The organism is Allocatelliglobosispora scoriae, from assembly GCF_014204945.1.
In the GTDB taxonomy this organism is placed as follows: Bacteria; Actinomycetota; Actinomycetes; order Mycobacteriales; family Micromonosporaceae; genus Allocatelliglobosispora; species Allocatelliglobosispora scoriae.
In genome coordinates this window covers 1,757,041-1,776,490 of the sequence record NZ_JACHMN010000003.1, presented here as the reverse complement: position 1 = coordinate 1,776,490, position 19,450 = coordinate 1,757,041, and the positions used below count along the sequence as shown (strand labels likewise).

At 71.2% G+C, this 19,450-nt stretch carries 9 protein-coding genes; 2 read left to right on the top strand and 7 right to left on the bottom strand.

The genetic code is table 11. The features are described 5' to 3' along the window. Positions 1-15: 15 nt before the first annotated feature. From F4553_RS34230 to F4553_RS34220, 3 genes are all read right to left on the bottom strand, one after another. Positions 16-1,125, bottom strand: a complete 1,110-nt coding sequence (locus F4553_RS34230) for an SGNH/GDSL hydrolase family protein (protein WP_184844815.1) — start codon at positions 1,123-1,125, stop codon at positions 16-18. Between the two features lie 24 nt (positions 1,126-1,149). Next, on the bottom strand, positions 1,150-3,951 hold the full coding sequence (locus tag F4553_RS34225) for a glycoside hydrolase family 2 protein (RefSeq protein ID WP_221470589.1): 2,802 nt from the start codon (positions 3,949-3,951) through the stop codon (positions 1,150-1,152). Positions 3,952-4,040: 89 nt separating this feature from the next. Continuing rightward, positions 4,041-5,453: a glycoside hydrolase family 76 protein gene (locus F4553_RS34220; protein WP_221470588.1), complete on the bottom strand. Its 1,413-nt coding sequence runs from the start codon at positions 5,451-5,453 to the stop codon at positions 4,041-4,043. Between the two features lie 344 nt (positions 5,454-5,797). Here F4553_RS34220 and F4553_RS34215 point away from each other — a divergent pair, with 344 nt between their 5' ends. Together F4553_RS34215 and F4553_RS34210 are read left to right on the top strand one after the other, a co-directional pair. Beyond that, positions 5,798-7,129: an NAD(P)/FAD-dependent oxidoreductase gene (locus tag F4553_RS34215; protein ID WP_184844809.1), complete on the top strand. Its 1,332-nt coding sequence runs from the start codon at positions 5,798-5,800 to the stop codon at positions 7,127-7,129. A 9-nt stretch (positions 7,130-7,138) separates the two neighbouring features. After that, positions 7,139-8,776 (top strand): aminotransferase class I/II-fold pyridoxal phosphate-dependent enzyme, encoded by a 1,638-nt coding sequence (locus F4553_RS34210; protein ID WP_184844806.1) that lies wholly within the window; start codon positions 7,139-7,141, stop codon positions 8,774-8,776. A gap of 52 nt (positions 8,777-8,828) precedes the next feature. On the opposite strand, the gene F4553_RS34205 is transcribed toward F4553_RS34210, so the two are convergent. The 4 genes from F4553_RS34205 to F4553_RS34190 all read right to left on the bottom strand — a co-directional run bounded on the left by F4553_RS34205 (position 8,829) and on the right by F4553_RS34190 (position 19,347). Beyond that, the gene (locus F4553_RS34205) at positions 8,829-9,317 is read right to left on the bottom strand and encodes a hypothetical protein (RefSeq protein WP_184844803.1); all 489 of its coding nucleotides are present in this window, start codon (positions 9,315-9,317) and stop codon (positions 8,829-8,831) included. 208 nt (positions 9,318-9,525) lie between these two features. Then, on the bottom strand, positions 9,526-10,686 hold the full coding sequence (locus F4553_RS34200) for an acyl-CoA dehydrogenase family protein (RefSeq protein WP_184844801.1): 1,161 nt from the start codon (positions 10,684-10,686) through the stop codon (positions 9,526-9,528). Further along, a complete protein-coding gene (locus F4553_RS34195) occupies positions 10,673-14,566 on the bottom strand; it encodes an SDR family NAD(P)-dependent oxidoreductase (protein ID WP_184844798.1) in 3,894 nt (1,297 codons plus the stop codon). Before F4553_RS34195 ends, F4553_RS34200 begins: the two co-directional genes overlap by 14 nt. Beyond that, positions 14,563-19,347, bottom strand: a complete 4,785-nt coding sequence (locus F4553_RS34190; RefSeq protein WP_184844795.1) for a type I polyketide synthase — start codon at positions 19,345-19,347, stop codon at positions 14,563-14,565. Before F4553_RS34190 ends, F4553_RS34195 begins: the two co-directional genes overlap by 4 nt. Positions 19,348-19,450: the final 103 nt, after the last annotated feature.

Below are 19,450 nucleotides of genomic sequence, written 5' to 3'. Positions count from 1 at the left end.
CTACCGGGCATAAGGTCACCGCGCCGACCAGCGCTGCGCTGCGGTGCCGTTGCAGTCCCACAACTGCACCAGCGTGCCGTTCGCGGTGCCGCTCCCGTTGACGTCGATGCACTTGCCCGAGCCGACGCCGACGATCGTGCCGTCGGTCTGGAAGGTGAACTTCTGGGCGTTGGTGTTGTTGCAGGTCCAGAGCTGGACCTTCGTGCCGTTGGCCGTGCCGTTGGCGTTGACGTCGAGGCACTTGCCGCCGTAAACGCGCAGCTCACCGGCGGCCGTCCAGGTCCAGCGCTGGTTGGCGCCGGTGTGGCAGTCCCAGATGTGCAGCTGGGTGCCGTCGGCGGTCCCGGCGCCGGAGACATCGAGGCAGCGCTTGGACTGCGGGTTCGACAGCGCGACCGCGGTGCCGACCGGCGGGGCGCCGAGCGACGACAGGCTGCCCGGCACCGACTGCAGCGCCGACCACCAGCGGGCCGCCATCTTGTCGTAGCCCGCCGCGTTGGGGTGCAGGCCGTCGGCGAGGTCGGCGTTGCTGAAGCCGGTGTGCATGTCGACGAGGTGGGTCAGCGGGCCCTTCTGCGCCACGATGCCGGGGATCGCCGCGTTGAACGCCTGCGACTTCGCCTCAGCGGCGGCGTCGTTGCGGAAGATGACCTGCGCGACGAAGAGCTCGACCGCCGGGGCGTAGGCCCGGATCTTGTCGATCAGCGCCGAGAGCCGGGCCGGTGCGTTGGCTATGTCGTCGTTCTGCCCGATGTCGTTGGTGCCGATGTGCAGCAGGATCGTGCGCGGGTTCGCCTGCTGGATCCAGGTGACGATGTTGGCGTCGAGATCGCGGATCTTCCAACCCGAGTGGCCCTCGTGGTCGTGGTCGCCGAGGTTCGCCGGCCCGTTGACGCCGGAGCCGACGAAGTCGGTCAGCACACCGCCCTGGGCGAGCCGCTGCCACAGCCCGATCCGGTAGCCGCCGGGCACGTTGAACCCGTCGGTGATCGAGTCGCCGAGCGGCATCACGCGTACCCCACCGTTGGATTCGGCGGCCTGAGCCGGCGCCGCCACGGCGAGCGTGAGTCCCGCGGCGAGTGCGAGCCCGAGCCCGGCGGCGAGTCCTCTGAGGTTCCTTCGCATTGCTGTTCCTCTCGTTGTCGGCGGTCAGGCGCCGAATCGGAAGTAGATGCTGCGGTGGTAGTCACCGGCACCGACGTTGGGCTGGCTCTCCGGGCCGAGACTGCCGGCGGCGTGGAACTTGTTGCCGATCGCCGGGATGCCGTCGAGAAAGGACAAACCCTTCGACGGGTACGCCACCGTGGCGTTCTGCGGATTGACGCCGACCGCCGGGGTGAACAGGCGCAGGAAGAGGCCCTCCTCGGCGGCGACCATCGTGATCGTGCCCTCGGTGGTGGCGAGCGCCGCCCAGTAGGTGCGGGCGTGGTAGCCCTTGAACTCCGGGTACTGGAAGCCGCTCGCCCCGGTCGCGGTGTTGTTGAACTGCTTGGTCCAGACATCGGTCGAGACGCCGCGCAGCCGGTTCTTGTAGACCCGGTGCGGACCGTCGCCGAGCCAGGTCAGGCCGCGCACGTTGGCCTCGGGGTAGTCGAAGCCGACACCGAAGTAGTCGTGGCTGCCGGTGCGCCGGTAGGAATACTCCAGCTGGAGCCAGCCGTTCGCGTCGAGCCGCCACCGCGCCGAGGTGAGGTCGCCGGTGTAGGTGGACTGCACCACCCAGCCGGTGCCGTCCTGGAAATGGCTGAGGCCGGTGAAGGTCGACGCCCCGTCGGCCGGTGCGGGGCCGTTGGTGAGCGAGACCGCCACGCCCGCCCGGGTGACGCCGGTGAGCCTGCCGTTCGCCTTGCCGATCGTGATCTTCGTGGTCCCGGCCGTCATCGTGATGCTGGTCGAGGTCTCGGTGGCGGTGACGCTGCCCGAGGTCGGGACCACCAGCCGCGTCCGGAAGTCCGCCGCCTTCTTGATCCGCCACATCCAACTCGTGACGACCCGGCCGCCCGGGTCCGTCGCGGTCAACTCCAGCGCGTCGGAGTCCAGCCAGTTGGCGGGCAGGTTGAGGATCAGCGAACCGACGGCGCCGGGGGCGATGTTCGGGCCGGTCAGGCTGCCCTGTGCGGTGACCGCGTGCCCGGCCCCCGCGCCGGGTGCGGCGAAGTTCACCAGTCGCCAGGTGAACCTGCACTGGTCGATGTTGGTGAAGTCGTACCGGTTGACGATCTTCACCGACTTGTCGAACGCCGTCGGGAACGTGTTCGCGTAGTAGTCGGGGCTGTTGAGCTGGATCGGCGACCAGATGTCGCGGATGGTGAAGAAGCTCGCCTCCTTCTCCCGGAAGGGGCCGACGATGCCGTCGGGGGCGAGGTTCCCGGCGGTGTCGATCGCGCCGCCCCGGTCGTCGCGCACGATGCTCTCGTCGACGAGCGACCAGAGGAAGCCGCCCGCCGCTCGCTGGCCGCCGCCCATCAGCTTCCAGTAGTCGTTGAGTCCGGCACCGGCGCCGCCGTCGTAGAGGCCGTGCAGGAACTCGGTCGGCAGGAAGACGGTGCTTCCGGCGACCTTCGCCGCCGTACTCGCGTAGGTCTGGTAGTGGCTGGTGTCGACGTTGCTGAAGGTGGTCCACGGGTGCAGGACCTTGCGCTGCTGCGGGTCGTGCTGGGCGAAGTCGTCGTCGAGCGCGGTGTTCCAGCCGCCCTCGTTGCCGTTGTCCCAGAAGAGGATCGACGGGTGGTTGACGTCGCGCCGGACCATCGCGGCGACCAGCGGGGCGCCGACGCCCTCGTCGTAGCGCTTCTGCCAGCCCGCCAGCTCGTCGAGGACGTAGAGTCCGAGCTCGTCGCAGAGGTCGAGGAAGAACGCGTCCGGCGGGTAGTGCGACATCCGGACGGCGTTCATGTTCATCTCCTTCATCAGGCCGATGTCCAGCCGGGCCAGCCGCGGGCTCGACGCGCGGCCCAGGGTCGGCCAGAAGGTGTGCCGGTTGGCGCCCTTGAGCACGATCTTCGTGCCGTTGACGTAGATGCCGTCGCCGGTGCGGACCTCGATGGTGCGGAAGCCGAACCGCACGGCGGTGCTGTGCAGCGCAGTCCCCGCGCCGTCGGCGAGCACGATCTCCACCTGGTAGAGGTTCGGCGTCTCGGCGGTCCACCGCAGCGGCGCGGCGACGGTCGTCGTCACCGTCGCCGCCGTCGCGCCCGCGGCGACCGCGACGGCGAAGCTCCCGCCCACGGCGGTGCCGTCGAGGCGGCGGATCTGGCCCGTCACCCGGCCGGCGGCGGTCACTCCTGCGAGGGTCACCTGGGCCGCGAAGGCGCCGCCGGCCTGGGCGTTGACGGCGACCCGGTCGATCCGCGCGGCCGGGAAGGCGAGCAGCGAGACGGGGCGGAAGATGCCGCCGAAGTTCCAGTAGTCGCCCCGGCGCTCGGCGTCGTTGACCGAGTTGTCGCCCGACTCCTTGCTGACCGTCACCTCCAGGAGATTGGCCTGGCCGAGCCGGACCAGCGATGTCACGTCGAAGCGGAAGGGGTAGAAGCCGCCCCGGTGCGTCGCCCCGGCCGAGGTGCCGTTGACGCGGACATCGGTGTCGGTCATCGAGGCCTCGAAGGCGAGGAAGATCCGGCGGCCCGCCCAACTCGCGGGCGGGGTGAAGCTGCGCCGGTAGTTGCCCTTCTCCGCCGGGACCAGGGCGGAGCCGTAGTTGTAGCTGCCGAAGCCGTGGAACTCCCAGTTGGACGGTGTCGGGATGGTGCTCCACACCCCGCTGCGCCGCCCGCTGGTCACCTGGAACTCCCAGTCGACCGGGTTGTCGGCGTCGGTGCCGGTGAGCACCATCGTCTCCGTCAGCGGCCCGGCGAGCGCCGCGCCCGCCGGGGAGGTCAGGGGAATGCCGGCGGCGGCGAGCCCGGCCGCGCCGACTCCCGCCGCCAGGACGCGGCGTCGATTGATCTCCACAGAAAATCCTCCATCCGGCTGCCTGCAGGCCCTTTCGTGCCGTGCCGGGACGCCGTCGTCCCGGCACGGCACTCCCCCGTCCCCCGGGGTCAGGGTGCGGCGTTCAGCAGGTCGAGGACGCTGTGCTGGCAGCTGTGGTTGGTCGGCACGAACGGTCCGGCCCAGTGGCTGCCGTAGAAGTCGAGCGTGTCGCGGTTGGCCGTGTACGCCTTGTCGGCGTTGCGCTGCAGGTAGGTGTTGTAGGCACCACCCGTCGCCGTGTTGAGCACGCCGAGGCCCCGGATCGCCGCACCCTTGAAGGACGCGCCGTCACCGCTGCACGTGTTGCTCTCGTTGGGCTCCCGCAGGATGCCGCCAGGGCTGAGGTAGGTGCTCGCGGTGAGCGCGTCGCCGATCCGGCGGGCCGCGGCGAGCACGTTCGCGTCACCGGTGAGCCGGTTCAGCTCCACCAGGCCGTTGATGAGCGCGCCCTGGTTGTAGGTCCAGGTGGTGCTGCCGTTGTTGCGGCAGGTGCTCAGGCTGATGCCGTCGTTGACGAGGTTGGAGCCGTTGACCATGCCGGTGCTCTGGAACCAGCTCCACGTCGCCAGCGCCCGGCCCCGGTAGACGGTGTCACCCAGGATGCGCCGCGACAGCGCGGCGGTGAGCTGGATGTAGAGACTGTTCTCGATCGCGTTCTTGCTGGCGCGATCGGTCTTCCAGTAGACACCGCCACCGCAGCGGGTGTCCCAGTAGGTCTGCATGTAGTCCGCGTCGGCACGGGCCGTGTTGAGGTAGCGGACGTCGCCGGTGAGGTCGTAGGCGGCGATCCAGGCGAGGCCCCACCAGCCGGTGTCGTCGAGGTACTCGTTGCGGAACTGGCCCTGCTTGGCATTGACGTTGCGGTCGTAGGTGTTGGCGATGAGGTAGTCGTAGCTGCGCATCCCGCTGCGGCGCATGTTCTCGATCAGCGCGGTGACGGAGTTGGCGCTGGTCCACCAGTCGTTGGTGTCGAACAGCCCGGTGCCCTGGTTGTAGCGCATCATCAGCGCCGTCGCCGCCGCGGTCCGGCGGTCCCAGGCGTTCCAGGTGGTGCGGGCCCAGGCGGTGCAGCTGATCTCGGGACGGTTGCCCGCCTTGCCGCAGGCGCGCAGCGCGCCGACGGCCCGGGTGGACCAGTTGTCGACGTTGTACATCAGGGTGCGGCGGCTGGTGGCGCCGGACGGGATCGTGGCGAAGCCGAGGCGGCTGTCGGCGGTGGTGCGGCCGCCGTCGAAGGAGCGGTCGAGCCAGACCTCGTCGGTGGGGCTGCCGTTCTCGACGGAGCCCCAGATCATGGCGTCGGTGTCGTTGACGTGGACGACGAAGCGACGGCCGAACAGCGTACTGGCGACGGGCTGCCGGTCCACGGGCGACAGGGCGGCGTCGCGGCCGTCGCAGTAGCGGTTGCAGACGGTGGCGGCGGCGTGGGCGGGTGCGGGTAGAAGGACTGCCGCCACCAGTGCGGCGGCGAGCATGGGCATGCGGGCGCGAACCCTCCGAGCGAACATGGCTACTCCAGATCGGATTGGGGGACGGACCAAGACCGATGAAGCGGGGTGTGACTGGGGTAATCAAAGGTGAACAACTGTTGATTGTCAACGTTGTCAATCAGATTGGCACAAGATTCCACATCGACCTTCGTCATCGACGGCGGCCGGTCGACCGCGGTGGCGGCAGTCCGGCGGACCGGCGCGCGATGGCGGCATAAACCGGCCACCGCCAGCGCGTAGAGCACCGCCCCGGACAGCCGTAGCGTCCGACACATCATCAGTCCCGGCGAGCCCAGCCGCTGTGCTGGCCAGCCCAGACAGAGAGTGAGGGCGCCATGTGGGATGTCATTGTGGTCGGTGCGCGATGCTCCGGCTCATCGACGGCGATGTTGCTCGCCCGGGCCGGTCACCGCGTACTCGTGGTCGACCGCGCCACCTTCCCGAGCGACGTCGTCTCCACCCATTTCCTCTGGCCCCACGGGGCCTCCTACCTCAACCGGTGGGGACTGCTGGACGATGTCCTCGCGGTCACCCCGTCGCACACCTCCATCGAGATGGTCACCGACGGCATCCCGCTCTCGGGCACCGTGCCGCTGCCGCTGCTGGAGCGGTACTTCGACGAGCTGCACGGCGATGACCACGGTGTCGTGCAGACCTACACCTCGGTCCGCCGACGGGTGCTGGACCAGATCCTGATCGACGCCGCGGACGCCGCCGGGGCCGAGGTGCGGACCGGATTCACCGTCGACGAGCTGCTCTTCGACGACGAGCAGCGGGTCATCGGCGTCCGGGGCCACGGCCGCGACGGCGAGACCGTCGAGGAGCACGCGCGTATCGTCGTCGGCGCCGACGGGCGGAACTCCTTCGTCGCCCGTACGCTGGACCTGCCGAAGTTCGACGAGCGGCCGCGCTGCACCTTCGCCTACTGGAGCTACTACGAGGGCACTCCGGTCGAGCACGCCCGGCTGCACCGCCGCGGCCGGCTCGCGATGGCGTCCGTGCCGACCAACTTCGGCCAGACGATGAACCTCGTCTACGGCCCGAGCGAGTGGGCGGCCGCCTTCCGCCGCGACATCGCGGGCAACTTCGCCAAGGCGGTCGACTTCATCAGCCCCGAGATCGGCGCCGAGCTGCGGTCCGCCCAGCGGGTCGAGCGCTTCTACGGCACGCTGGACCAGTCGGCCTACCTGCGGCCGCTCTCCGGCCCCGGCTGGGTGCTCGTCGGCGACGCGGAGAGCTTCAAGGACCAGTGCACCGCGATGGGGATGACGCACGCGTTCCGCGACGCCGAGCTCGTCTCGGCCGCCCTGTGCTCCTGGCTCGGTGGCGACCAGCCGCTGGAGATCGCGCTCAAGGAGTACGAGGCCCGGCGGCGCAGCCAGTCCGCCGCCGCCTACTACGACTACGTCTGCACGCTCGCCGAGATGCGCCCGCCGCGCCACGAGGAGCTGCGGATGTTCCTCGCGCTGCGCGACAACCAGGCCGAGACGGACCGGTTCCTCGCCACCCACGGCGACGTCGCGCCGCTGTCGGACTTCTTCGAGGCGTCCAACCTCTTCCTGCTCGACGGCGGGATGCGGGAGTCCAGCAGCCGCGACTACCCCATCTTCGACGACTTCGAGGCGACCTCCCGGATGTACCGCCGCAACCCCTTCATCGAGCCCTAGGGACGACCCATGACTGTCACCGCACTCCCCCCGGCCCAGCTGTTGCCCCGGGAGGACGACGAGCTCGTCGCGGCGATCATCGCCGCGCTCGCGGGCGCCGCCGAGCTGCCGCTCGACGAGCCCGCCTCCCGCGAGCTGCTGCACCGGCACGCGGCCGAGATCTCCGACGCCGCACGCGAGGTCTCCGAGACCATGCGCAACTGGGCGACTCACGTCCCGTGGGACACGCTCGCTTCGCTCGACACCGAGGTGGGTACGGCCTTCTTCGCCCAGCGGTCGGCCGCGGTCCACCTCGACCTCGCCGAGATGCTGGAGCCCGCCCATCTGTCCCAGGTGGCCGACATCGACGAGGAGTACGCGCTCGACAAGAACTCCTACGACTTCTTCCGACCGGCCGGTCCCGACCTGCTCTCGCGTACCGAGGACTTCCACGGCTGGGTCCGCGCCCGGCAGGCCACCGGCACCTGGCCCTACTCCCGGACCCTGGAGCAGGCGGCGCTGACCGAGGCGTCCATCTCCGACGAGTCCGGCCGCCAGACCCGGGGCATCAACTTCGCCTCGCAGGACTACCTCTCCTTCAACACCCACCCGGCGATCCGCGAGGCGGCGGGCCGGGCGATGCGCGACTACGGCGTACACAGCGCGGGCTCGGCGATGGCGGTCGGCAACACCAGCCTCTCCCGGGGCCTGGAGGAGGCGCTCGCCGACCTCGTCGGCCTGCCGCACATCACCCTCTTCCCCACCGGCTGGGGCGCGGGCTTCGGCTCCGTCGTCGGCCTGGTCCGCCAGAGCGACCACGTCCTGGTAGACAAGCTCGCCCACGCCTGCCTCCAGCAGGGGGCGAGGGCCGCGACCCGCAACGTGCGCCGCTTCGACCACCTCAGCGTCGACTCGGTCCGGGCCAAGCTCGCCGACATCCGCGCCCACGACACCCGCAACGGCATCCTCGTCATCACCGACGGGCTCTTCTCCGTCGACGCCGACTACCCCGACATCGTGGCGCTCCAGAACCTCTGCCACGAGTTCGGCGCCACCCTGCTCGTCGACGTCGCGCACGACCTCGGCGCGATGGGTCCCGGCGGCACCGGCGTCATCGGCATGCAGGGGATGCTCGGCAAGGTGGACCTGGTGATGGGTGCCTTCTCCAAGAGCTTCGCCTCCAACGGCGGCTTCCTCGCCTGCGGCAGCGCCGCCGTCAAGCAGACGGTGAAGATGTTCGGCGGATCGCACATGTTCTCCAACGCGCTCTCGCCGATGCAGACCGCGATCGTCACCGAGTCGACCCGGATCATCCGCTCGCCCGAGGGCGACGAGCTGCGCGGCCGGCTCTTCGACGCGGTGCACGCGCTGCGCGAGGAGCTCACCGGGCGGGGCCTGACCTGCATGGGTTCGCCGTCGCCGATCGTGCCGCTGCTGATCGGCAACGAGAAGCTGGCCCGGACGGCGTGCCGGCTCGTCTTCGACCGCGGCGTGCTGGCGTCGATGGCGGAGTTCCCGGTCGTGCCGACGGGGTCGGCCCGGTTCCGGCTGCAGGTGCAGGCGCACCACACTCCCGAGCAGGCACGCATCGCGGCCGGGATCATCCAGGAGTCGATCGCGGCGTCACGGCGGCACCTGGACAGCGCCTTCGGTTCGGGCGCCCGCTGAGACGACCACGGCATGCGGCGGCCCGGCTCGGACGAGCCGGGCCGTCGCCATGTCAGCCGCGGCCATCGACCTGGGACTCAGCCACGACCGCCGCCGGGGGACGGCGGGGCGGGGCGGCGAGCAGCAGCGCGGCACCGAGCGCGGCCCAGGCGCCGAAGGCGGCGTGGATGCCCCAGCCCAGAATCAGGGAGGTGTCGTATGACCAGCCGCTGACCCGGTACGGGATGGCCGTCACCCCGTAGGCGATGAGTCCGAGCAGCGCCAACGACAATGCGGCGAGGACGAGCCCGGCCGTCCGCAGCCGTCTGCTTCCGCCGGGGGGCCGGCCGGCGAGCGCGACCGCCACCAGCACGAGCATGGCGATCAGCGCCGATGTGTAGGCCAGGCCGAACAGCGGCTGGGAGAAGAGCATCCATTCGGGTGCGGTCTCGCCGTGATGCAGCACCACCCTGGCCCATTCGCCGAGCACCGACCCGAGACCGAGCGCGGCGCCGAGCACGGCGAGTGGCACCGCGACAAAGGATTTCCGCCAAGGGGACATCGGCCGAGACTAGCCAGGCAGACGATCGGCGCGGCGCTGTCGTTGTCCGGCATTGATTGTCCGGCTGCCGCCCGCGACGCCGGACATCGCCGAGGAACCCGACCTGCGCCCCGTGAGGACCAACTCTTGAAGAGTTGCGGCGATCTTGGCAGGCAGGCAGGCATCGGGGCGGCGCGAGCGTCATGCTCGCGCCGCCCCGATGGTCGCGCTAGGAGCGCTTGGAGACGGGTACGACGTAGCGGGCGAACATCAGGTCGCGGAGCACGTCGTCGCCGCCCTCCACGATGGAGACGTAGCGTACGTCGCGGAGCAGCTTGGAGATGATCGACTCGTGGGTGTAGCCGACACCGCCGAACATCTCCGACGCCGCCGACACGATCTGCCAGCCGGTCTGGCCGCAGAACATCTTCGTGGTCAGCGCCGACTTGAGCGTGCCGGCCCGGAGGAACTCCTCCGCCGCGTCCGGCCGCTCCGCGATCGCGTCGTAGTCGCGCGCCGCGGCGAGGCACTGGTTGAGCATCACGTCGATCTGCATCTCGAACTGGCCGAGCTTCGCCGCGAAGACCGGGTTGGAGGCGAGCGGAGCACCCTTGACCTGCTTGGTCTTGGCGTAGTCCATGCACAGGTCCCGGGCCCGCCGGGCGATGCCGAGCGCCGTCGTGGCGATCAGGATCCGGCTGGCGTTGAGGCCGACCTCCAGCAGCCGCAGCCCGTTGCCCTGCAGCAGGTTGGCGGCCGGCACCCGGCAGTCGCGCAGCGAGACCTGGTAGGTCGCCGAGGCGCGGACGCCGATGACGTCCCACCGCTTCTCCACCGTGATCCCCGGCGTGTCCCGGGGCACCAGCACGGCGTGGAAGGCCGACGGGTTCTCCTCCGCACGGACGACCACGACCAGGAATCGCCCGAAGTCGGCGTTGGTGGAGAACGCCTTCTCGCCGTTGAGGACGAGCGTCTCGCCGTCGCGCCGGGCGGTGGTGGTGATCCGGGCCAGCTCGCTGCCGGCCGCGTGCTCGCTGCCCATCGTGGCGCAGAAGCCGTTGTCGGCCTGCAACGGCGTGAGGTAGCGCTCCTTGAGCTCGTCGGAGCCGTACCAGGAGATCATGCTCGTGGTGAGGATCGGCAGGAAGAGGCCGAACGCCACCCCGGCGTCGCCGTAGGAGAGCTCGGAGACGATCCGGACGCTCTCCTCCAGGTTGAGCCCGAGCCCGCCGGACTCCTTCGGCAGCCACCAGTTGGCGAGGCCGGTCTCGGCGAAGCGCTGGTAGGCCGGGATCGGTGCCGCCGCCAGGGAGTCGAGCTCAGCCTCGTTGCCGATGAGCTCGTTGCGGACGAACGACTGCACCGTCCGCAGGTAGTCAGGCTGGCGCATCGGTCGCCTCCTCCGCCGCAGCGGCCTCACCGCTGACCGCCGCGTCGATCAGCACCGCGAGCTGGCCGATCGTCGGGCACTCCAGCAGGCCGGTGATCGGGATCGCCGTACCCAGCTGCTTGCGGATCCGCGCGGTGAGGTCGATCGCGATGAGCGAGTGGCCGCCGAGCTCGAAGAAGTTGTCCGCGGTGCCGATCGGCTCGATGCCGAGCACCCGGGACCAGATCTCGACCAGCGTCGCCTCGGTGCCCTCGCGCGCCGCCACGAAGGGCGTGCTGAGGTCGGGCCTCGGGTGCCGCTCACGGTTGTCGGTGTCCTGCTCGTCGAAGTCGTAGAGGTCGCCGGTGACCCACTGCTCCAGCCGGGCGCCGAGGGATCCCGTCGAGATGACGAGGTGCGCGACCCGGTCGCCGGACGAGAGCGCCCGCTCGAAGATGTCGATCGCCTCGGCCGGGACCATCGCGTAGTCGGTGACGCCGGGGCCGTGGCCCTGGAGCCGGTCCGGGTCGATGTTCCAGGTGTCCCAGTTGACGGTGATCCAGCGCCCGGCATCGGCTGCCCGAGCCACCCGGCTGTAGGCGTCCAGCGCCGCGTTCGCCGCGGCGTAGTGGCCCAGCGTGATGCCGCCGAGCACGGCCGCGACCGACGACATCGTCAGGCGCCGCAGCGGTGCCTGGTCGCCGAGGACCTCCTGCAGGACGTGGAAGCCGGTGACCTTGGCGTCCATGTGCGCCTTGACCGACGCCCGGTCGATCAGGTGGGCGAAGTTGAAGAACGCGCTGCCCTGGACCCCGGCACCGTGGACCACCACGTCGATCTTGCCGAAGCGGCCGATCGCCGCCTGCACGACGGCGAGCATCTGCTCCCGGTCGGCGACATCGGCGGAGAGGGCGAGCACCTCGGCTCCCCGGCTCTCCAGGTCCAGGACGCTCCGGATGTGCCGCGCGGTCCGCTCGCCGCCGGCGGGGACGGCGGCGAGGAACGACTGCCACTGCTCCCGGGGCGGCAGCGGGCTGTGTGCCGTGAGCACCAGCTTGGCGCTGTACTTGCTGGCGAGGTGGCGGGCGAGCACGAGCCCGACATCGCCGAGACCGCCGGTGATGAGCACGGTCTCGCCGTCGGCGATCGGGTGCTCCAGCGGGCCGAGCTCGGCGATCGGGTAGGGCTCGTAGCGCCGCAGCCAGATCTCGCCGGCCCGCACCGCCGCCGGACCCTCGTGCGGGCCGACCGTCGCCGCGAGGAGCTGGGTGGCGAGCTTCGCGAGCGGTCCCGCCGCGTCGGCAGCGACCTCATCGACGTCGATGTGGCGGCAGCGCAGGCGCGGGTTCTCCTGGGCGAGGCTCGGCGCCAGCGCCGTGAGCGGCGAGTGCTCCGGGTGGCGCAGGTCGGAGCCGACCACGGCGGTCGCGCCGGAGGTGAGCAGCACCAGCTCGGCGCGCGGCGCGGCGCCGCTGTCGTCGATGAGCTCCTTGGCGAGGGCGAGGACCGAGTAGAAGCCCCGGTCCTGCTCGATGTCGAAGTGCGCCACCGGGTCCTGTCCCGGCGCCGCCTGCGGGCTGGCGAGGCTGAACCCGTGCACGATCGCCCGCGGGCTCACCATCAGCGAGCGGATGAGCTGCGCCATGTCGTCGGCGTTGTCGGCGCGGATGGTGAAGTCACCGGCGTCGTCCTGGGCGAACTGCTCGCCCACGCGGACGGCGGTCACCTCGGCACCGGCGACGGCGAGCCGCTGCACCAGTGCCTCGCCCCGGTGGTCGCCGGAGAAGACGAGCCAGGGGCCGATGAGGCGGACCTGCTCGTCGAGGTCGGCGACGGGGCGCGGGCGGAGCTGCCAGGTCGGCATCAGCGTCCACTGTGCCCGGTCGAAGGAGCGCGCGGTCGTCGTCGGCGCGGACCACCAGACATCCGGGACGTTCATCTTGTTCTTGCCCTCGACCCAGTAGCGGCGCCGCTGGAAGGCGTAGGTCGGCAGCTCCACCCTGCGGCCCAGGCCCCGGTGCAGTGCGGGCCAGGCGATGGTGGAGCCGGCCTGCCAGAGGCGGCCCAGGGTGGCGAGCAGCCACTGCGCGGCCGTCGCCTCCGTGCCGGGCTCGACGGTCAGCTCCTCGACGCTCGCCGACTGGTCGGAGTCGTCGTGCAGCAGGCGTACGCCGATGCTCGTCAACCAGGACGACAGGGCGGTCAGCGCCGCACCCGATCCGGCCGGTCCACTGGGGCGCTGCTCGATGCCCTGGATCTCGGCGACCGCGCCGTGCAGCTCCGTCCACCACTGCGCGGGGACCTCGGCGTCGGCCGTGACCAGGCGTACCTTCGGATTGCGTCGTTGGGTCTTGCCGTCGATCCAGCGCGACGGGTCGGCGAGCGCGGCCACGGCGTCGGCCTGGTCGCGGACGACCACCGCCCGCCGCAGCGCGAAGGCGCCCCGCGAGACCTGCAGGGTGAAGGCGACATCGGCCAGGTCGAGGTCGGGATGGGCCGCGAGGTGGGCGCGCAGGTTGTCGCCGACCTCGGTGAGCGCCTGATCGGTGACGCCGGAGAAGGTGAGCAGGTGCGGACCGGCCCGGTGCGGCCGCTCGGGGCGCAGCGGTGCCTGCTCCAGCACGACGTGGGCGTTGGTGCCGCCCAGGCCGAAGGAGTTGACGCCGGCCCGGCGCGGGTGCGGGCCCTCCGGCCACGCCTGGTGCTCGGTGAGGACGGTGAAGCGGTCCAGCGCCGGCACGAGCGCCGGGTTGGGGCTCTTGTAGTTGGGCGTCGCGGGCAGCACGTTGTGCTTGAGGTTGAGCGCGGCGCGCATCAGGCCGGTGACGCCGGAGGCCCGGTCCAGGTGCCCGATGCTCGGCTTGAGCGTGCCGAGCACGCACGGCACCTCGCGGGGCTGGGTGAAGACCCGGGTCAGCGCGGCGAGCTCGATCGAGTCGCCCAGGGTGGTGCCGGTCGCGTGGCACTCGACGTAGCCGATCGTCTCGGCCTTGACCCCGGCGACACCGAGCGCGAGCTCGATCACCTCGGCCTCGCCCTCGACGCCCGGCGCGGTGTAACCGGCCCGCAGGCGACCGTCGTTGTTGGACGCCGAGCCGAGGATGACGGCGTGGATGATGTCGCCGTCGTTGAGCGCGTCGGACATCCGCTTCAGCGCGACCGCGCCGACGCCGCTGCCCATGACCGTGCCGTTCGCCTCGGCGTCGAAGCTGCGCACCTTGCCGTCGGAGGAGGTGATGCCGCCCTGCTCGTAGATGTAGCCGGTCGGCTGCGGCAGCGGGATGTAGGCGCCGCCGGCGAGCGCGATGTCGCACTCGTAGGTGAGCAGGCTCTGGCAGGCGAGGTGGACCGCGACCATCGACGTGGAGCAGAAGGTCTGCACCGCGATCGCCGGGCCGCGCAGGCCGAGCTTGTAGGAGACGAGCGAGGCGAGCGAGTCGCGCTCGTTGCCGACCGCCATCAGCAGCGCGCCGCCGGGCTCACCGGCGAGGTGCTGGATGTTCTGCACGATGTAGTCGGGGAAGCCGGAGCCCGCGAAGACCGCGACCTGGCCCGGCACCTCGGTGGGGCAGTAACCGGCCCCCTCCAGCGCCTCCCACGAGCACTCCAGGAAGAGCCGGTGCTGCGGGTTCATCGACTCGGCCTCGCGGGGGTTGATCCCGAAGACCGAGGCGTCGAACCGGTCCAGGTCGGCCAGCGGCGCGCCGACCCGGACATAGCGGGGGTCGGCGAGCTGGCCCGGCTCGACGCCGGCTGCCCGCAGCTCCTCCTCGGTCAGCTCGCGCAGGCCCTTGATCCCCGCGACCACGTTGCGCCACAGCTCGTTGACGCTGCCCGCGCCGGGGAACCGACCGGCCATGCCGACCAGGGCCACCGCTGAGGCGTAATCCGTTTCCGTCATGACATTCTCCCGCTCCGAAGCGTGCTACGTCGTTGCTCGATGCGAGACCGGTGAAGGTCGCGGGCACCGGCATCTTGCTGGTCCTGTTCGTCTTCGGTCGTCGGTTCGCCCGCGAGGGCTGCCTCGGCGAGCGCGGCGACCGTCGGTGCCTGGTAGAGGATGTGCGGTGGCAGGTAGGAGAGGTTCAACGCCTTGCGTACCTCGGCGATGATCTCCATGCCGATCAGCGAGTTGCCGCCGAGCTCGAAGAAGTTGTCGTGTACGCCGACCTGCTCCAGCCCGAGCGCCTCGGTCCAGACCGCGGAGATCGTCTCCTCGGCCGGGGTCTGCGGCTCGACGAAGGTCGTCGACAGCTCCGGACGGGGGTGGCGGCCGAGGGCGTCGCGTGCCTTCTTGACGACGGCCTGGTGGCTCTCGATCGAGGAGAGCCGGCTCATCGCCACGATCGGCGCGAAGGACTGGGTGGAGACGATCACGTGCGACTCGCCGCTGGCGAGGATCCGCTGCAGCGCGTGCCACCCCTGGTCGAAGGTGATGCCGAAGGTGGCGCGGTACTCCTCGAAGAAGGCCTTGGACCCCTCGTCGTAGTTGTCCAGGCCCGTCGTCCAGCCGTTCCAGGTCCACTCACCCCAGTCGATCGAGGTGACCGCGACTCCGGGGATCGGGTCGCTGGTGGCGTAGGCGTCGAGGAAGGCGTTGGCGGCGCAGTAGTCGACCTGTCCGGCACCGCCGCCCGTCGCCGAGGTGGTCGAGGAGAAGAGCGCGACGAAGTCGACCGGCACGTCCCGCAGGGCCGCCTCGATCGCCAGCGTTCCGGCGACCTTCGGCGCGAGCACCTTGGCGATGTCGGCGGCGGTCTTGAACTGCATCATGCCCACAGCCGGTACGCCGGCCGCGTGCAGCACGCCGTTGAGCTGCCCGAAGCGGTCGATGCCGGCCCGGACGGCCCGTTCCACGTCCTCCGGGTTCGAGACGTCGCCGGCGACGGTGATCACCTGCGCCCCGGTCCCCTCCAGCCGTTGCAGGCCGTCGAGGCGGCGGCGTACCTCACCGGCGAGGTTGGGGTTGGCGAGGATCTGGCTCCACTGGTCGCGCGGGGGCACCGGGGTGCGTCCCAGCAGGACCAGGTTGGCCCGGTGGTCCTCGGCGAGCCGCTCCGCCATCGCCAGGCCGATGCCGCCGAGGCCGCCGGTGACGAGGTAGGTGCCGCCCCGGCGGATCCGCACGGCGGGCGGTGCGTCGGCGATGCTGGCACCGTCGAGGATGTCGTAGCCGGGGATCCAGCGCTTGCCCGCCCGTACCCCGACCACCTGGTCGGCGGGGTCCGACCGCAGCTCGGCGACGAGCGCGCGGGGCGAGGCGAGCGCCGTCGCGGTGTCGATGTCGATGAGCCGCGTCTTGACCCGGGGGTATTCGACCGGGATCAGCCGGACCGGCCCGAGCACGGTGGCGAGTTCCGGGCGGACCGGGTCGCCGGGGAGCACCCGGTGGCTGCCGTTGGTGACGACGTCGAGGGACCAGGCCGGGAAGCCGAGGTCACCGGCGGCGCGCGCCAGCGAGATGAGGGTGTGCAGACCGCGCTGCAGGCACTCCTCGGTCGCGGCCGGGTCGCCGGTCGCCGTGCTCCCCTCGCTCCTCGTGCCGGTGCCCACCGTCCACAGGTGCACCACGTGGTCGGGGCGCAGGTCGCGGGCGGCGAGGCCGCGCAGCGCCGCCGTGGCGTCCTCCGGCGAGCCCGGGCGCAGCACGAGGCCGTCGGGGCCCTCGGCGTAGCGGGCACCCGGCCGGGCCAGCACCACCTGGGCCCCGGCCACTTCGAGCTGGGCGGTGAGGGACGCGGCGAGCGTGTCGGCGAGGCCGGTGTCGGTGAGGATCAGCCAGCGGCCGGGTTCGGTGCGGGCCGGCCGCGGCGTGGTCTGGTGCCACACCGGCACGTTGATCCACTCCGTCTCCGGCAGCTTCGGCAGGCCGTGCAGCAGGCTGGCCGGGTCGGTCTCGTCGAAGACCGGGCCGCCGCCACCGGGGCCGCCGGTCGACTCCAGCCAGTAGTCCTGGCGCTCGAACGGGTAGGTCGGCAGCGGGACGCGGCCGGGCTGCCACTGCTGGTCCGTGCCGGTCGTGTGCAGGGCCGACCAGTCGATCGGGACACCGGCGAGCCACAACCGGCCGACCGCCTCGGCGAGCGCCGCGTTGGCGTCGCGGGTGTCGGCGGCCGCGGGCAGCGTGGTCACGATCAGCGGCCACTGGCTCTGCTGGCAGGCCGCGTGGCCGCGGGTCAGGGCGCCGAGCGACTGCCCGGGTCCGATCTCCACCAGGGACAGGTCGGCTGTCCGCAGCACGTGCGCCAGCCCCTCGCCGAACTCGACCGTCTCGCACATGTGCCGGGCCCAGTAGCCGGGGTCGGTGACCGCCTTCTCCGTCGCGAGCTCCCCGGTGACGTTGCTGAGGTAGGGGATGGTCGGCGCGTGCAGGGTGACGTTGCGGGCGATCCACTCCGTCAGCTCCGCCGCGATCGGCGTGAGCATCCGGGAGTGGTAGGCGTGCGTGGTGTCGAGCAGGCGGCAGCCGATCTCGGCGTCGCGCAGCACGGCGGCGGCGGCGTTGACCGCGCCGACGGGACCGGCGATGACGAGCTGGGAACCGGTGCGGACCGCCACGTCGAGGTCGGCGAAGGCGTCACCGAGAACGGCGGCGAGCCGCTGCTCGTCGGCGGCGACGGCGAGCATCGCACCGGGTGCCATCGACGCGATCAGCCAGGCGCGGTGGGCCACGAGGCGCAGGGCGTCGCGCAGCGAGAGCACGCCGGACAGGCACGCGGCCACGTACTCGCCGAGGCTGTAACCGATCATGATGTCGGGGGCGGCACCCCAGCGGATGAGCTGGCGGGCCAGGGCGTATTCGGCGACGAAGACGGCCGGTTGGACCAGGTGCGGGTTCAGCGCGGTCGGCGTCGCCGGTGCCGTGTCGCGGCCGAGGAGGCGGGCCAGGTCGCCGACGGCGTCGGCGGTGCGGCTCGCCTCGGTGAAGATCTCCGAGAGCTGCCCGGCACCGGCCAGGCCGAGGATGGACACGCACTCGTCGACGTCGGCCCGGAACGCGGGCTCCTCGGCGTAGAGCGCCGCGACCATGCCCGGGTACTGCTCGCCGACTCCGGCGATCAGGTAACCGACCTTGCGGCCGACGGTCGCGTCGTTGCGGCCCAGCTTCGCGGTGGGATCGACGAGCTTCGCGGCCGCGCCGGTGGTCGAGTCCGCGACGACGAAGCGCCGGTGGTTGAAGACCTTGCGACCGACCTGCAGGGTGTACGCCACGTCGCCGAGCTCGAGCTCCGGGGCGGCGGTCAGGCGCTCGGCGAGGTTGGTGCAGGCCTGCTCCGCGGCGAGTGCCGAGCGGGCCGAGACCGGCAGGACCTGGAAGCGGCGGGGCCGATCCGGGCGGGCCGGCAGGTCCGGTGCCTCGCTGATGATGGCGTGGGAGTTCGTGCCGCCCGTACCCAGCGAGCTGAGCCCGGCGATGCGCGGCCGGTCGGCCCGGCGGGGCCACGGCGTCGGCTCGGCGGTCACCCGGAACGGGCTGTTCTCGAAGTCGATCTCCGCGTTGGGCTTGCGGAAATTGCGCGTACCGGGGATCAGCTCGTGCCGCAGCGACTGGACCACCTTGATGAGCCCGGTGACGCCGGACGCGCGGTCGAGGTGGCCGACGTTGGGCTTCACGGAGCCGAGCAGGCAGTACTGCTTGGCATCGGTCGGACCGAAGGCGCCGGTGAGTGCCGCGACCTCCATCGGGTCGCCGACCTCGGTCGCCGTGCCGTGCGCCTCCACATAGGAGATCGTCGCGGGGTCGACACCGGCGTTGGCGATGGCGGTCGTGACGCAGCGCCGCTGGCCCTCGATGCTCGGCGCCTGGAAGCTGAACTTCAGCGCGCCGTCGTTGTTGATGGCGGAGCCGCGGATGACGGCGAGCACGGTGTCGCGGTCGGCGATGGCGCGGTCGAGCCGCTTCAGCGCGACGACGGCGGCACCGTCGCCGAACATGCTGCCCCGGGCATCGGCGTCGAAGGTGCGCACGTGGCCGTCGGGCGAGGCCTGGTTGCCCTCGTGGTAGACGTAGCCCGCGCGGTCCGGCACCCGGATCGAGACGCCGCCGGCGAGCGCGATGTCGCACTCGCCCCGGCGCAGGCTCGCCGCCGCCAGGTGCACCGCGACCAGCGACGTGGAGCAGAACGTCTGCACGCTCACGCTCGGTCCGCGCAGGTCCAGGCGGTAGGAGACGTTGGTGGCGAGCGCGTCCTTGTCGTTGCCGACCATCAGACCGTCGATCTCGACGCCCATCTGGAACGCGTTGGGCCGGGTCAGCAGGTAGGTGCTGATGTTCATGCCGGCGAAGACGCCGACCGTGCCGCGGTCCTCGGCGGTGGCGTAGCCCGCCGCCTCCAGCGCCTCCCAGACGACCTCGATGAAGAGGAGCTGCTGGGGGTCGGCGAGGGTCGCCTCGCGCGGGCTGCTGCCGAAGAATCCGGCGTCGAACCCGCGGATGTTGTTGAGAATGGGACGGGAGCGGACGTAGTTGGGCTGGTTGAAGACCTTGGGGTCCTCGCCCGCCAGAATCAGCTCGTCGTCGGTGAATTGCGTGAAGGATTCCACCCCGGTGCTGATGTTGCGCCAGAAGGTGTCGACATCGTCCGCTCCCGGAAATCGGCCGGACATGCCGATGATCGCGATCTCCGGCTCTGCGGCCGGACTGTTCGCATCACGGGGTGAATACTGGTGATCCATCAACATGCCCCTATGTATCCCGAGAATGTCAGTGAGGGTTGGTGACGCCGTTGCGGCGGCGCCCTTTCTGCGACGTGCCGAGATGCCGGGCCCCCTTCCGGGAGCCCGG